The organism is Microbispora sp. NPDC046973, assembly GCF_040644495.1.
Taxonomy (GTDB): Bacteria; Actinomycetota; Actinomycetes; order Streptosporangiales; family Streptosporangiaceae; genus Microbispora.
The window spans coordinates 1-13,303 of the sequence record NZ_JBEYWQ010000039.1; the positions used below are offsets into that span (position 1 = coordinate 1).

Annotated in this window: 12 protein-coding genes, 1 tRNA gene and 1 pseudogene; 10 read left to right on the forward strand and 4 right to left on the reverse strand. The window is 70.3% G+C overall.

The genetic code is table 11. The features are described 5' to 3' along the window. The 3 genes and pseudogenes from ABZ860_RS38105 to ABZ860_RS38115 all read left to right on the forward strand — a co-directional run. A pseudogene (locus tag ABZ860_RS38105) lies at positions 1-180 on the forward strand (NAD(P)-dependent alcohol dehydrogenase); the annotation flags it as partial. A gap of 264 nt (positions 181-444) precedes the next feature. Then, positions 445-1,359, forward strand: coding sequence for an AraC family transcriptional regulator (locus ABZ860_RS38110; protein WP_357230106.1), 915 nt, complete (start codon positions 445-447; stop codon positions 1,357-1,359). Further along, on the forward strand, positions 1,356-1,778 hold the full coding sequence (locus ABZ860_RS38115) for a VOC family protein (protein ID WP_357230108.1): 423 nt from the start codon (positions 1,356-1,358) through the stop codon (positions 1,776-1,778). Before ABZ860_RS38110 ends, ABZ860_RS38115 begins: the two co-directional genes overlap by 4 nt. Positions 1,779-1,911: 133 nt before the next feature. Here ABZ860_RS38115 and ABZ860_RS38120 read toward each other — a convergent pair whose 3' ends face one another. Continuing rightward, a complete protein-coding gene (locus ABZ860_RS38120; protein ID WP_357230110.1) occupies positions 1,912-2,673 on the reverse strand; it encodes an SDR family NAD(P)-dependent oxidoreductase in 762 nt (253 codons plus the stop codon). Positions 2,674-2,862: 189 nt separating this feature from the next. Here ABZ860_RS38120 and ABZ860_RS38125 point away from each other — a divergent pair, with 189 nt between their 5' ends. From ABZ860_RS38125 to galK, 3 genes are all read left to right on the forward strand, one after another. Further along, the gene (locus tag ABZ860_RS38125; protein WP_357230112.1) at positions 2,863-3,762 is read left to right on the forward strand and encodes a helix-turn-helix transcriptional regulator; all 900 of its coding nucleotides are present in this window, start codon (positions 2,863-2,865) and stop codon (positions 3,760-3,762) included. A gap of 282 nt (positions 3,763-4,044) precedes the next feature. Continuing rightward, the gene (locus ABZ860_RS38130) at positions 4,045-5,706 is read left to right on the forward strand and encodes a catalase (RefSeq protein ID WP_357230114.1); all 1,662 of its coding nucleotides are present in this window, start codon (positions 4,045-4,047) and stop codon (positions 5,704-5,706) included. Positions 5,707-5,822: 116 nt separating this feature from the next. Continuing rightward, a complete protein-coding gene (gene galK / locus ABZ860_RS38135; RefSeq protein WP_357230116.1) occupies positions 5,823-6,944 on the forward strand; it encodes a galactokinase in 1,122 nt (373 codons plus the stop codon). Positions 6,945-6,947: 3 nt separating this feature from the next. On the opposite strand, the gene ABZ860_RS38140 is transcribed toward galK, so the two are convergent. Together ABZ860_RS38140 and ABZ860_RS38145 are read right to left on the reverse strand one after the other, a co-directional pair. Then, on the reverse strand, positions 6,948-7,730 hold the full coding sequence (locus ABZ860_RS38140) for an enoyl-CoA hydratase-related protein (RefSeq protein WP_357230118.1): 783 nt from the start codon (positions 7,728-7,730) through the stop codon (positions 6,948-6,950). A 28-nt stretch (positions 7,731-7,758) separates the two neighbouring features. Next, the gene (locus ABZ860_RS38145) at positions 7,759-8,913 is read right to left on the reverse strand and encodes a nitric oxide synthase oxygenase (RefSeq protein ID WP_357230120.1); all 1,155 of its coding nucleotides are present in this window, start codon (positions 8,911-8,913) and stop codon (positions 7,759-7,761) included. A 326-nt stretch (positions 8,914-9,239) separates the two neighbouring features. On the opposite strand from ABZ860_RS38145, the gene lanL reads away from it, so the two are divergent. Together lanL and ABZ860_RS38155 are read left to right on the forward strand one after the other, a co-directional pair. Continuing rightward, a complete protein-coding gene (gene lanL, locus ABZ860_RS38150; RefSeq protein ID WP_357230122.1) occupies positions 9,240-11,933 on the forward strand; it encodes a class IV lanthionine synthetase LanL in 2,694 nt (897 codons plus the stop codon). Between the two features lie 32 nt (positions 11,934-11,965). Further along, positions 11,966-12,094 (forward strand): hypothetical protein, encoded by a 129-nt coding sequence (locus ABZ860_RS38155; RefSeq protein ID WP_357230124.1) that lies wholly within the window; start codon positions 11,966-11,968, stop codon positions 12,092-12,094. A 105-nt stretch (positions 12,095-12,199) separates the two neighbouring features. On the opposite strand, the gene ABZ860_RS38160 is transcribed toward ABZ860_RS38155, so the two are convergent. Next, positions 12,200-12,272 (reverse strand) — tRNA-Asn (locus ABZ860_RS38160). A 252-nt stretch (positions 12,273-12,524) separates the two neighbouring features. Between ABZ860_RS38160 and ABZ860_RS38165 the strand changes: the two genes are divergently transcribed. After that, positions 12,525-12,827, forward strand: a complete 303-nt coding sequence (locus ABZ860_RS38165) for a YtxH domain-containing protein (protein WP_142558991.1) — start codon at positions 12,525-12,527, stop codon at positions 12,825-12,827. A gap of 130 nt (positions 12,828-12,957) precedes the next feature. After that, a complete protein-coding gene (locus ABZ860_RS38170; RefSeq protein WP_357230126.1) occupies positions 12,958-13,227 on the forward strand; it encodes a metal-sensitive transcriptional regulator in 270 nt (89 codons plus the stop codon). The last annotated feature ends 76 nt before the right edge of the window (positions 13,228-13,303 follow it).

Here is a 13,303-nt window from a genome sequence, read left to right on the forward strand (position 1 = left end):
GGCGGCCGCCGCCACACCCGCGAGCTGCTGGACTTCTGCGCCGACCACGCCATCACGGCCGACGTCGAGGTGCTGCCCTCGGCGCGCGTTCAGGAGGCGGTCGACCGCCTTGGCCGCGGCGACGTCCGCTACCGCTTCGTGCTCGACCTGTCCGACCTCGACCGGCCCGCCGGCTCATGAACCGCGGCCGCTCCACAGGCCTGGCTGAGACAGGAGCCCATGCCACCTGAGGCGCCACGGGTATGGGCACTGGACGCCGGCTGGTCCATCGCGAAGATCGGACCGAAGGTCTCCTCCGGCCGACGGTTCGGGCTGAGACCGACTCACTGGAAGAGGTGCTGGAGCGGGCGGTCTCCCCGCGCCCCGCGGCCGTCGCCGCTCGCGACGATGGCCGCCACGCTCCCCTTCGTGGAGACTGGGAGGGCGGGAAAGGAGGGCCGGCCGATGGCGGCGCGGACACGGCGGACGGCGGACGCGGACGAGCGTGCCGGGTTCTTTGCGCATCAGCGGCCCGCTCCCGCGCTGCGTCCACTGGTCGCGTGGTACAGCGGCTACCGCGAGGCCGGAGTCCCGCCGGCGACGCACCGCGGCCTGCCGTCGCCCTACCTGACGGTGATCGTCACGCTCGACGACCCACTCGTCGTCGCGGCGCATCCCGATCCGCGCACCCCGCCCGGGTCGTACGACACGCTGGTCGGCGGGCTGCACACCGGCCCCGCGCTGATCACGCACGACGGACGGCAGTCGGGCGTGCAGCTCGCGCTGACGCCGCTCGGCGCGCGGGCCCTGCTCGGGCTGCCCGCCGGGGAGCTGTCCGGGCTCGACCTGGACGGCGCCGAGGTGCTCGGCCGGCTGGCGGGCGAGCTGCGCGAGCGCCTGCTCGAGGCGCCCGGCTGGGACGAGCGCTTCGCCGTCCTCGACGCGGTCCTGTCCCGGCACGCCCGCCCCACGCGGGCGCACCCGGCCGAGGTGGCGCGGGCGTGGCGGCGGATGCTGGCCGCCGGAGGGCAGGTCACCGTGTCCGGCCTCGCCCGCGAGACGGGCTGGAGCACCAGGCATCTCAACGGCCGGTTCCGGGAGGAGATCGGCCTGTCCCCCAAGGAGGCGGCGCGGGTCGTCAGGTTCGACCGGGTCCGCCGTCTGCTCCAGAAAGCGGTGGCGTCCGGACGGCGGCTCACGCTGGCCGACGCGGCCGCCGAGTGCGGGTTCTACGACCAGGCGCACCTCGCCCGCGAGTTCGGCGCGCTCGCCGGGTGCTCGCCCAGCCGGTGGCTGGCCGAGGAGGGCGGCCACGGCAGCGAGCTGTTCCGAAACGTCCAAGCCGGGGCGGGGGACGGCTCGCCAGACTCGGTGGCATGAACGACACCACACCAGCACCGCAGGTATGGCCCACGCTGCGGGCCAGGGACGCACGCGCCCTGATCGCCTTCCTCGTCGAGGCGTTCGGCTTCGAGGAGACCGCCGTGTACGGCGAGGGCGAGCGCGTCGACCACGCCCAGCTCTCCTGGCCGCACGGCGGCGGGATCATGCTGGGCAGCGTCCGGGACACCCCGGACGACAAGTGGAGCCTCACCCCCGGCTCGTTCGGCGCGTACGCCGTGACCGACGACCCGGACGCGTTGTTCGCCCGGGCGGCGGCCGCGGGGGCGCGGGTCGTCAAGGAGCCGTACGACACCGACTACGGCTCCCGCGAGTTCGTCGTCCGCGACCCGGAGGACAACCTCTGGTCCTTCGGCACCTACCGCGGCGAGCCGCGGAAGGCAACCGCTACGGGGTGAGGCAGGGGATTCCCCACCCTGGTTCCGGCGGTGCGCGGGATGGGCCGTGATCACCGCCGGAACCAACCGTCACGACCATGACGAGCTCCCTCCCGAGGCGACTGCGAGGAAGCCGCCGATCGGCGGCAGGCTGTCAGCCTTGGCGGCCGGGAAGCATGGCCAGGGCCCGGGAGCGCTGTGCGACGAGGTCGTCGTAGGTGCCGTCGCGCTCGGCCCAGCGGTGCATGAGGACGCCCTTCACGAGGATTTCGTGCGGGGTGGGGTCCTCCGAGAGCAGTTGCATGACCTCGGTGGCGAAGTCGTCGAGCGGCAGCGCGTTCGGGTTCACCTTTTCCTGGCCTGCTGCGGCGACGGCCGGGGGGACGAGCTCGACGACGCCGACACCGGTGCCGTCGAGCTGCGCGCGCAGCGCCTCCGAGTAGGCGTGCACCGCGGCCTTCGACGCGGCGTAGCTGGGCATGGGCGGGAACGGCAGGAAGGCGATGCCGGAGGTGACGGTGACGAAGGTTCCGGCGCCCCGCCGGATCAGGTGCGGGGTGAAGGCGTCGATGACCCGGATGGTGCCGACCAGGTTGGTGTCGATCGTCGTCTGCGCCGCCTCGAAGTGCGCGGGATCGCGCAGGTCCTCCAGGAGCATGATGCCCGACATCGTCACCACGGTGTCCAGCTCCGGATACCGGGCGAGTACGGCGTCACGGGCGGATGTGACGGAGGAACTGTCGGTCACGTCGACAGCGAACGTGCCGAAACCTTCCCCGGCGAGTTCCGCGAGCGCCTCCGGGCTGCGGCCGCCGACGGCCACGGTGCTGCCCGCCGCGGCGAACCGCCGGGCCAGCTCTCGCCCGATGCCCGAGGTTCCGCCGACGATGAGAACGGTGCGGTTGGAGAGATTCACGAGGTCTTCCCTTCAGTGCGGGGCGCCGGTGGCGTTCGGGCCTGCGGCGCAGACAGTGATGTTCTCTGTCTGTTTCGAAACGGTGCCACCGAAGTCTCGTCGGCATCCGACGGGTGTGGCAGGGCCCCCGTCTTCCCTGGTCCTGGCAGGGCCCCCGCTGAGACACGCGCGTCGAACTACGGTGTCGGTATGAGAGATGAGGAAACCGGCAACCGGCTCGGCAGCTACCTTCGCGCCCGGCGTGCGCTGGTCTCCCCGGCGCAGGCGGGACTCCCGCCCGGCGGCAACCGCCGCGTGCCCGGCCTGCGCCGTGAGGAAGTCGCCCTGCTCGCCGGAATCAGTCCCGACTACTACCTACGCCTGGAACGGGGCCGGGACAAGAACCCCTCACCGCAGGTCCTCGAATCACTCGCGCGTGTCCTGCGGCTCGACGACATCGAGCGGGCGTATCTGCTCGGTCTTGCGGCGGCACGCCCCAGGGCGCCGCGCCGCAAGCGGCCCGAGCATGTGCCGGCGCGGGTGCACGAGCTGCTCGCCCACCTTCAGATCCCCGCGTTCGTCGAAGGACGCGCGTTCGATGTCCTGGCTTCCAATTCCATGGCCGTCGCGCTCTCCCCCCGCCTGCGGCCCGGCCAGAACCGGCTGCGTTCTCTCCTCCTCGATCCCGAGGAACGAGCCTTCCACCAGGACTGGGCGAAAGCCACCGCCGATTTCATCGCCGCCCTTCGCACCACCATCGGGGACGACACCGACAACCCCCGGTTCGTCGAGCTCGTCGGAGAACTCGCGCTGTCCAGTCAGCGGTTCCGCACCCTGTGGGCGCGCCACGACGTCCGCAGTCTCGAGGGAGGCACGACCACGGTTCACCACCCCGTCGTCGGTGAACTCCGCCTCCACCGCGACAAACTCCCCATCGACGACGTCATCCTCGTCGTCTACTACCCCGACAAGGACAGCGACAGCGACGAGAAACTGCGGCTCCTCGCCTCACTCACACACACCGAGTCCACACGCACAGCAGAGGAGAGGCCGGCGGACATCCCCGAACCCGAAGACGCCTTGACGAACCCACGCCGTGCGCCCCGCTGATCGCGGCGATCGCAGCCGGCGGCTTCCGGCGGAGCGTGACGGCCTCGATCCGCTCCCACATGGCGACGACGGCGCCGCCCGCGGGTAGGAACACCTCCTCCGCGCCGATGCGGACCTGCTCGATGGTGGTCCCCGGCAACGCCGGCTCCTCAGTGCGTGATCTGACACAGATGTTCCTCAACCCCCCGGCACCGGGACGAATACCCCGGCAAAAAGCGGAAAGAGGGGTATTGAAGAGGATAAACACCTCAAACGAGATCAAATAGCGAGAGGAGCCGTCCCATGACGGACGTGTCGAGCAGAGGGCCGGAGCCCGGAGACGAGCGCCCGGTGCTGACCAACCGTCAAGGGCACCCGGTCTACGACAACCAGAACCAGCGGACGGTCGGCGCGCGCGGCCCGGCCACTCTCGAGAACTACCAGTTCCTGGAGAAGATCAGTCACTTCGACCGGGAGCGCATCCCGGAACGGGTGGTGCACGCGCGCGGCACGACGTCGTACGGCTTCTTCGAGGCGTACGGCGCGTGGGGCGACGAACCGATCGCCCGGTTCACGAGGGCGAAGCTGTTCCAGGAGGCCGGCAAGCGCACGGACCTCGCGGTGCGGTTCTCGACGGTCATCGGCGGTCGCGACTCGTCCGAGTGCGCCCGCGATCCGCGCGGCTTCGCCGTCAAGTTCTACACCGAGGACGGCAACTGGGACCTCGTCGGGAACAACCTCGCGGTGTTCTTCATCCGCGACGCGATCAAGTTCCCCGACGTGATCCACGCGCTCAAGCCGGACCCGGTCACGTTCCGGCAGGAGTCGAACCGGATCTTCGACTTCATGTCGCAGACGCCCGAGAGCATGCACATGCTCGTCAACCTGTTCAGCCCGCGCGGCATCCCGGCGGACTACCGGCACATGCAGGGCTTCGGGGTCAACACCTACAAGTGGGTGAACGACCGGGGCGAGACCGTGCTGGTGAAGTACCACTGGATGCCCAAGCAGGGGGTCAGGAGCATGACGGCCGAAGACGCCGCCCGCATCCAGGCCCACGAACTCGGCCACGCCACCAAGGACCTGCACGACGCCATCGAGCGCGGCGACTATCCGGAGTGGGAGCTACTCGTCCAGATGATGAGCGACGACGAGCACCCCGAGCTGGACTTCGACCCGCTGGACGACACCAAGGTCTGGCCTGAGGAGATCTTCCCGGCCAAGCCGGTCGGCCGGATGGTGCTGAACCGGACCGTGGACAACGTCTTCGCCGAGAACGAGCAGATCTCCTTCGGCACCGGCGTCCTCGTCGACGGGCTGGACTTCTCCGACGACAAGATGCTGGTGGGCCGCACGTTCTCCTACAGCGACACCCAGCGCTACCGCGTCGGGCCGAACTACCTGCAGCTGCCGGTCAACCAGGCCAAGAACGCCGACGTGCGGACCAACCAGCGCGACGGCTTCATGACCTACCGCCAGGACCAGGGAGGCGAGAACCCGCACGTCAACTACGAGCCGTCCATCACCGGCGGCGTGCGCGAGGGACAGTTCCCGACACACGACGAGCAGGGCCCGCAGATCGTCGGCAGGCTCACCCGCAAGCGCATCCCGCGGACCAACGACTACAAGCAGGCGGGCCAGCGCTACCTGCTCATGGAGCAGTGGGAGCGCGACGACCTGGTGGAGAACCTGACCACCAAACTGTCGGAGTGCGACCGGCCGATCCAGGAGCGCATGGTCTGGCACCTCCTGCTGGTCGAGGACGACCTCGGGCTGCGCGTCGGCGAGGGGCTCGGCATCACGCCGGACGACGTCAAGCACCTGGAGCCGCTCGCGAGCCAGGACCTGACCGACGAGGACAGGGAGCGCCTGTCCAACCTCGGCAAGAACGGCCCGCGCGAGGTCTCCGGCCTGAAGATGACGCACTGCGTCCCCGACGAGCGGGCCGCCGTCCCCGCGATGTGAGATCCGCCGTGCGGATCAGGGCCCGGCCCGGGACTTCCGAGCCGGGCCCTGGCACGTCCGCACCCACGTGGGCCGCTACCCTACGGTGAGGCTGAGATGTTGAGGAGTGTGCGACTATGCGCGTTGTTGATGCTTTCCGGCAGGCGTACGGCGGCGAGCCCGCCGGGGTCTGGCACGCGCCCGGCAGGGTCAACCTGATCGGGGAGCACACCGACTACAACGACGGCTTCGTGCTGCCGTTCGCGGTGCCGTGGGGCGTCACCGCGGCCGTCAGCCCCCGCGAGGACCTCACCGTCCGGATCTCCTCCCTGCAGGCCCCCGGCGAGGAGCAGGTGCTGGAGGACGTCGAGCGGGCCGAGGGCTGGGCCCGCTATCCCGCCGGAGTCGTCTCGACCCTGCGCGGCGCCGGGCTGCCGGTGCGCGGCGCCGACATCGTGGTCGACGGCGACGTGCCCAAGGGCGCCGGGCTGTCGTCCAGCGCGGCGCTGGAGGTCTCGGTCGGGCTCGCCCTGAGCGACCTGTACGGCCTGGACCTTGCGCCGATGGAGCTGGCCAGGCTGTGCCAGAAGGCCGAGAACGAGTTCGTCGGCATGCCGTGCGGGATCATGGACCAGGCCGCCTCGGCGCTGAGCAAGGAGGGGCACGCCCTGTTCCTCGACTGCCGCTCGCTGGCCAGTCGCGCCGTTCCGTTCGACCTGTCGGCGTACGGCCTGCAGATCCTCATCATCAACACCGGCGTGCACCACGAACTGGCCGACGGGCAGTACGCCAAGCGGCGCCAGGACTGCGAGAACGCGGCCAAGCACCTCGGGGTCCCGTCGCTGCGGGACGTCACCGACCTCGCCGCGGCCCTGTCGAGGCTCAGCGGCGACGAGCGGGCCCGCACCCAGCACGTCGTCACCGAGAACCACCGGGTGGAGGCCGTCATCGGGCTGCTGCGGGCGGGAGCCGTACAGGAGATCGGCGCCCTGCTCAACGCCTCACACCTGTCTCTCCGCGACCAGTACCAGGTCTCCTGCCCGGAACTGGACGTCGCGGTCGAGGCCGCGGTGCGGGGCGGCGCGCGCGGGGCGCGGATGACCGGCGGCGGCTTCGGCGGCTCGGCCATCGCGCTCGTCGCCGACGACCGGGTGGACCGGGTCCGCACCACGGTGGAGCAGGCCTACGCCGAGCGCGGCTGGGCCGCGCCGACGTTCCTGCCGGCCACCCCGGCGGCCGGCGCCCGCCGCGTCCGCTGAGTCCTACTCCAGGGGCGGGAAGTCCGGCGGCCGGCGTTCGAGGAAGCTCGCCACTCCCTCGGCGAAGTCCGGCCGCCGGAACGACTCCATCATCAGCCGTACGGCCTCGTCCCTGGCCTCGTCGAGCCCCACCTGCCAGCCGCCCCAGATCTGCCGCTTGATGATCGCCATCGAGGCGGGCGAGCACTCGGTGGCCAGCTCCTTCGCGTACGCGACGGCCTCCGCGAGCAGCCGCTCCCCCGGCACGGCGCGGACGGCGAGACCCATGGCGCACGCCTCGGCGCCGGTGAAGACCCGGCCGGACAGCAGCAGGTCCATCGCCCGCGCCTGCCCCGCCAGCCGCGGCAGGATCCAGCCAAGGCCCCACTCGGCGACCAGCCCGCGCCGGGAGAACGCGGTCGTCCACTTGGCGTCGTCCGCGGTGACGACCACGTCGCACACGAGCGCGTGGACCATCCCCAGACCGGCGCACGCGCCGTTGACCGCGGCGACGACCGGCGTCCGCAGGGTGGTGGGGAACGTGGTGGGCCGGGGATCCTGCTCATGGGTGTCGTCGCGGCCGTACTCGCCGGACTGGATGGCCGTGAGGTCCGCGAAGTCGGCCCCGGCGCAGAAGCCCTTCCCCGCGCCGGTCACCACGACCGCCCGTACGGCAGGGTCGCGGTCGGCCTCCTCCAGCAGGTCGAAGTAGCGCCGTCCCATCTCGGCGGTCCAGGCGTTCAGCCGCTCCGGCCGGTTCAACGTCAGGATCCGCACACCGCCGTCGTCCTCGGACAGCACCACCATCGTCGCCCTCCTTAACCCGAACTATGTTCTACACCACGGGCGGGCGGTGGACGAAGGCCGGCGTGAGCCGTACGTCCTCGTAGTAGCGGTGGAAGACCGGCGTCGCGGCGCCGGACAGGGGCGGCACGATCCAGGACCAGTCGGCGGGGCAGACGCGCCCGCTGCGCTCCTCCCGCTCCAGATGGGTCAGGAACCGCCGCGCCTCGGTGTGGTGGTCGGTGATCGTGACACCGTCCTCCGCGAAGGAGTGCAGCACGGCGACGTTGAGCTCCACCAAGGCCTGGTCGCGCCAGAGCGTCCGGTCGTGGGAGGTGTCGAGGCCGAGCCGCTCCGCGATCACCGGAAGCTGGTCGTAGCGGTTCCGGTCGGCGAGGTTGCGCGCGCCGATCTCGGTGCCCATGTACCAGCCGTTGAACGGCGCGCACGGATAGGTGACGCCGCCGATCTCCAGCGACATGTTCGAGATCGCCGGAACGGCGTGCCACTTGAGTCCCAGCTCGGCGAACCACGGGAAGACCGGATGCCGCAGGGGCACCTCCAGGACCACCTCTGGCGGCACCTCCCGCAGCACGGGGACGCCCTTGGCCTCCACGACCAGCGGCAGGACGTCGAACCTCGTGCCCTCCCCCCGCCAGCCCATCCGCAGGGCCCGCTTGGTGATCGACGCGTTCGCCGGGTCGCCGAGGACCGAGCCGTCCTCGCGTACATACCCGGCATACCGGATGAGCTGGTCGTTGAGGATCCGCGGCGCCCGCTCCCCCGGCCGGTCGGGCGCGAACACCGTGATCGTGGGGCGGATCCTGCCCCTTCCCGTGGCCGCCCTGAGGTGATCGACACACTCCTCGGCCACGCCGTCGGCGGTGTCCACGTGCCGCCGGTCACGGACCTGAAGGGACCGCCAGTAGAGACGCCCGATGCACCTGCTGCTGTTGCGCCACGCCACCCGCGCGCCGAAGGTCAGCTCGCCCGTGGTGTGCGTGTACGTTCCCGTCTGGTCGATTTCCGCGAGGACCTCCCGGAGCCGGGGCTCCACCGGGCCCGCCAGCGGGTTCTCCGCGTGGTGGAGCCGGATGAAGTTCTCCGCCTCCCGCCTGTCGATCTCCTCCCCGCGCTCCTGTACGGACGCGGGGGTCTTTTTCGATTTCCGCCAAGTCAGCACGACCGCCACACACTTCGCGCTCACGGGCGCCCCGCGCCGGTTCCGGGCCGGCGGCGACACCCTTCCCGCAGTGGCCCTCACCCCACTGCGCCGTCCGTGGTCCGCGGCAGCCGCGACCGGTACGGCCGCGGCGATCACATTTTCCGCGAACTCCGATGGGCTTGTCCCCCAAATCCGTACATCAGTGGCATGTGAGTGGAGTAGGAAAGGCTCTAGCGCACCGCCGCCCGCCGACCGGAGAGGCGCCCACTGACGGAGATGACACAGAGGGTGATACTCGGTTGTAACAACGCCCTAGACAAATCGGCCAATAACCCTTAAGTCTGATATCTGCGACAAAGGGGGACCGCATGGCCGACAACGCCGGTACGGATGAGCTCGGGAAGGTGCTCCAGGCCGCATTGGAGGAAATCGGCCGCCCGGATAACTGGGGAGTCCGGACCGAGCCGTTCTGGTGCTACGTCGAACCACCCGGATATGGCCGGCGGCTGCAGGGCTGGAAGCTGCACGTCTCCGCCACCGGCGAATCGGCGCCGTTGATCCTGCAGCGAGCGGCGAAAGTGCTGCTCGAACGGCGGGCCTGCTTCAAGTTCGCCAAGAGCCTCGTCCAGGTTGCCGAACTGACCTCCATGCGCCATCCACGAGCGTCGAGCGGTAAATTTATCACCGTATATCCGGATGACGACGAGCATTTCCGCGTGCTAGCCGAGGAGTTACACCAGGCCACCGAAGGGCTGGCCGGACCGTCGATCCTCTCAGATCTGGCATATCGCCCGAAGAGCCTGGTCCACTACCGTTACGGCGGATTCACGAACGGACTGACCCTGCTCGACATGGACGGCTCCTACATCCCGATGCTCGTGGCACCAGACGGCTCGTGGATGGAGGACAGGCGCGAGGCCTACTACACCGCCCCGGCCTGGGCTCCGCCGCCGCTGCCCGCGACACCGGCGGCGAAGCCGGACGAGCAGCGCGGCGGGCCCGTTCTCATCGCCGGTCGTTTCGAGGTGGACGAGGCCGTCCGTCAGTCGAGCCGCGGCGGGGTGTACCGCGCCGCCGACCGGCGCGACGGGGCCAGGGTGATCCTCAAGGAAGCGAGGCCGCACATCGCGGCCGCGCGTACGCTGCTGCGCCGCGAGGCTGAGATGCTGGACCTGCTGGCGCCATTGGGTATCACGCCTCGCAAGGTCGCGCTGCTCGAGTATCAAGACCACCTTTTCCTGGCAGAGGAGGAGATTCCCGGGTCCTCCCTTAGGAAGTGGGTGGCGGATCGGTCACGCGAGGAAAGCTCCCGCCGCCCGCCTTCGCCCGAGGTGCTCGCTCTCGCCGGACGGCTCGTCGACATGGTGACGCTCGTCCACGACACAGGGCTGGTGCTGCGGGATCTCACCCCGGGCAACGTGGTCGTGACCCCCGACGGAGTGCCCCGCCTCGTCGACCTGGAGTTCGCGGCGTGGCCGGGCGAGCCCGTCGTCCCCGTCATGACACCCGGCTACACCGCGCCTGAGCAGTCCGGCAGGCCCGCACCCCATCCGGCGCCCTCTTGCACCGCCGACCTCTACAGCCTGGGCGCCTGCCTGCTGTACCTGTGCAGCGGCGTGGACCCGGTGTTCCCATCCGAGGACGAGCCGGCCCGCACGGCGGGTGAGCGCATGGAGTTGCTGGTGCGCACCGCCGCGCACGGGAACGACGCCCTGCGGCGGCTCGCACCACTGGTTCTCGGGCTGACGGCTACGAATCCCGGGGAGCGGTGGGACCTCACACGCGCCCGCGCCTTCCTACGGGGCGATGCGCCGGGGCCGGCCGCGCTCGATGTGATCGCGGTCCTCACCCCCGGCGAGCAGGACGAGCTCCTGCGTGACCTGCTGCATCACATCGTGCGGCAGATGAATCCGGAGGGCCGGCATCTGTGGCCCCCCGTGGTCCACGAGAATCGCATGGGAGATCCCTGCAGCGTCCATACAGGTGCCGGAGGGATTCTGCCCGTGTTGAACCGGGCGATCCTGGTCCTCGACGACCCACGCTGCCATGAGGCCCTGGCCGTCGCCGCCGCCCGGCTGAACCAGGAGTTGTGGCGGGAGCCACGTGTCCTCCCCGGACTGTTCTTCGGGCGCTCGGGCGCCGCCTGGGCCCTGTACGAGGCCGCCCGGACGCTCGGCGACGAAGGTCTCAGCGAGTCCGCCCTCCGCTATGCCAAGAGGATTCCCCTGCGATGGCCCGTGCCCGATTACACGCACGGCACCGCGGGCGCCGGTGTCGCGCAACTCGCCCTCTGGCGCGCCACGGGCGATCCGGAATTTCGCGTACGGGCACGGTTTTGCGCCGATCGGCTTGTGGATGAATGCGAGCACCGCGGGGACGAGGTGCTCTGGCCTATTCCCGAGGGCCTCGGGTCGAAGCTCGGCGGCCTCGTCCACTACGGCTTGGCACACGGAGTGGCCGGGATCGCCACCTTCCTGCTCTCCGCGGGACAGGCCCTGGAAGAGCCTCGGTATACCAGTCTGGCCGTGGCCTGCGGCAGGATGCTGCAGTCGAAGGCGGAGCGACTCGGTGACATCGTCAGGTGGCCGGTCGGGCCCGAGAGGGCGAACCGCACCTGGGGCGCGGAACCGGACACCGCCTGGTGGTGCAACGGCGCGGGCGGCATCGGAGCCTTCCTCATCCGGCTGTGGCGGGCGACCGGCGAGACCGGTTTCCGCGAGATCGCCGAGATGGCCGCGAGCGCGGTACGGAACGAGCGCTGGGCGCTCAGCCACATCCACTGTCACGGCAACGCGGGCAACGGCGAGCTGCTGCTCGACATGGCTGCGGTGCTCGGCGACGACCGCTATCTCACCTGGGCCGCGGAGCTGGCGGCATGCATCCATAGCGGCCATGTGCGCAGGGACGGCCGGAAACTCATTCCGCCGCAAGCCACCCCCGAGCTGTCGTGGAGCTACAACATGGGCCTCGCCGGGATTGCGGGGTTCTTGCTGCGCCTGCGGCATGGTGGCAGGCGCTGGTTCATGCACGACGACTTCTCTCTGGAAGCACCCGCACGATGACCCCGCACTGTCGTGGAAGGAGGTGAGAATCGATGACGACCGATGTCGCCGCTCTTCAGGAACTCGCTCCCCAGGAGAGCTCCAGCGCTCAGGGACAGGTTGTGTGCTGCTGGACCTGGACCGCGCCGGGATGCGGAGCGCAGACCCTGGTGTCGACCTGATCGATCCCGCGGAACGTCTGCGTCTGCGCTGTCCCAGGTGGGCCTGCATGGCTCGAACAAAAACCCCGGGGCGGTGGTCTGTGACCACCGCCCCGGGGTGAAAGGCTCCCGCGATAGGACTCGAACCTATAACCTGCCGGTTAACAGCCGGCTGCTCTGCCGATTGAGCTACACGGGATCGTGCTCTGTACTGCTTGCTCCGCTCGTTCCGGCCTTTCGGCTTTCCTTGCGGCGCGGAACTAGATTAGCGCACTCCGGGGGGTGTCTGTCACATCGATTCCGTCCACGAGTCGTCGGGTCTTGATCGGCGTACGGCAAAGAGCGCCGGACGGCGGCGGGAGCCCGCCCGGGCGGAGCCGGAACGGCTGCTGTTGGATAGAGACAGGCCCTCGGGGTAGGGGGGCGGGGAACACGAGCGCGGAGGTGGAAGATGCGATACAAGGCGATGTTCGCCACCGGGCTGGCCGTCGGCTACGTCCTCGGCACGCGGGCCGGGCGTGAGCGCTACGAGCAGATCAAGCGTTTCGCGCAGCGGTTCGCGGACAGCCCCACGGTTCAGGAGGCGGCGGGGCTGGTCGGCGCCCAGGCCTCGAAGGTGGCGGGCAAGGCCAAGGACCTCGCGGGCGACAAGGTGCCGTTCCTGAAGAAGACGGAGACCTGGGAGCAGGCCGACAGGACCGACCGGGTCGGCACGGCCACCGGCTGGCCGGCCGGCGCCGACCAGATCCCCTGAGCCGTCCCCCGGCAGACCAGTCCCTCGACCGCCACCGGCGCCCACGGCCCGGAGAACAGGCGGTGGGCCCCCGGCATGACGCCGGGGGCCCGAGTTGCCCCTCAGGTACCCCCGGGGGTATAAACGGGCCATGCAGATGAACGAGGCGATGGTCGGCGACGCGGTGACGCGCCTGCGCCGGGCGCACGGTCAGCTCGCCGGAGTGATCGCGATGATCGAGGCAGGCGAGGACTGCACCAAGGTGCTGACCCAGCTGGCCGCGGTCTCCAAGGCGATCGACCGGGCCGGGTTCAAGCTGGTCGCCAGCGGCCTGCGGCATTGTCAGGCCGCGCAGGAGCGGGGCGAGGAGGCTCCGATGAGTATGGCCGAGCTGGAGAAGTTGTTCCTGGCCCTCGCCTAGACCCGCCCGGCGGATCACGCCGCGCCACACGCGGCCTCGGCGGCATGTCGCGCATCCCATCCCCGCCTTTTCATGT

Coding starts and splice junctions, on each gene's coding strand:
- ABZ860_RS38110 (WP_357230106.1), top strand. CDS start 445: ATGGCGGCGCGGACACGGCGGACGGCGGACGCGGACGAGCGTGCCGGG.
- ABZ860_RS38115 (WP_357230108.1), top strand. CDS start 1,356: ATGAACGACACCACACCAGCACCGCAGGTATGGCCCACGCTGCGGGCC.
- ABZ860_RS38125 (WP_357230112.1), top strand. CDS start 2,863: ATGAGAGATGAGGAAACCGGCAACCGGCTCGGCAGCTACCTTCGCGCC.
- ABZ860_RS38130 (WP_357230114.1), top strand. CDS start 4,045: ATGACGGACGTGTCGAGCAGAGGGCCGGAGCCCGGAGACGAGCGCCCG.
- galK (WP_357230116.1), top strand. CDS start 5,823: ATGCGCGTTGTTGATGCTTTCCGGCAGGCGTACGGCGGCGAGCCCGCC.
- ABZ860_RS38140 (WP_357230118.1), bottom strand. CDS start 7,730: ATGGTGGTGCTGTCCGAGGACGACGGCGGTGTGCGGATCCTGACGTTG.
- lanL (WP_357230122.1), top strand. CDS start 9,240: ATGGCCGACAACGCCGGTACGGATGAGCTCGGGAAGGTGCTCCAGGCC.
- ABZ860_RS38155 (WP_357230124.1), top strand. CDS start 11,966: ATGACGACCGATGTCGCCGCTCTTCAGGAACTCGCTCCCCAGGAGAGC.
- ABZ860_RS38165 (WP_142558991.1), top strand. CDS start 12,525: ATGCGATACAAGGCGATGTTCGCCACCGGGCTGGCCGTCGGCTACGTC.
- ABZ860_RS38170 (WP_357230126.1), top strand. CDS start 12,958: ATGCAGATGAACGAGGCGATGGTCGGCGACGCGGTGACGCGCCTGCGC.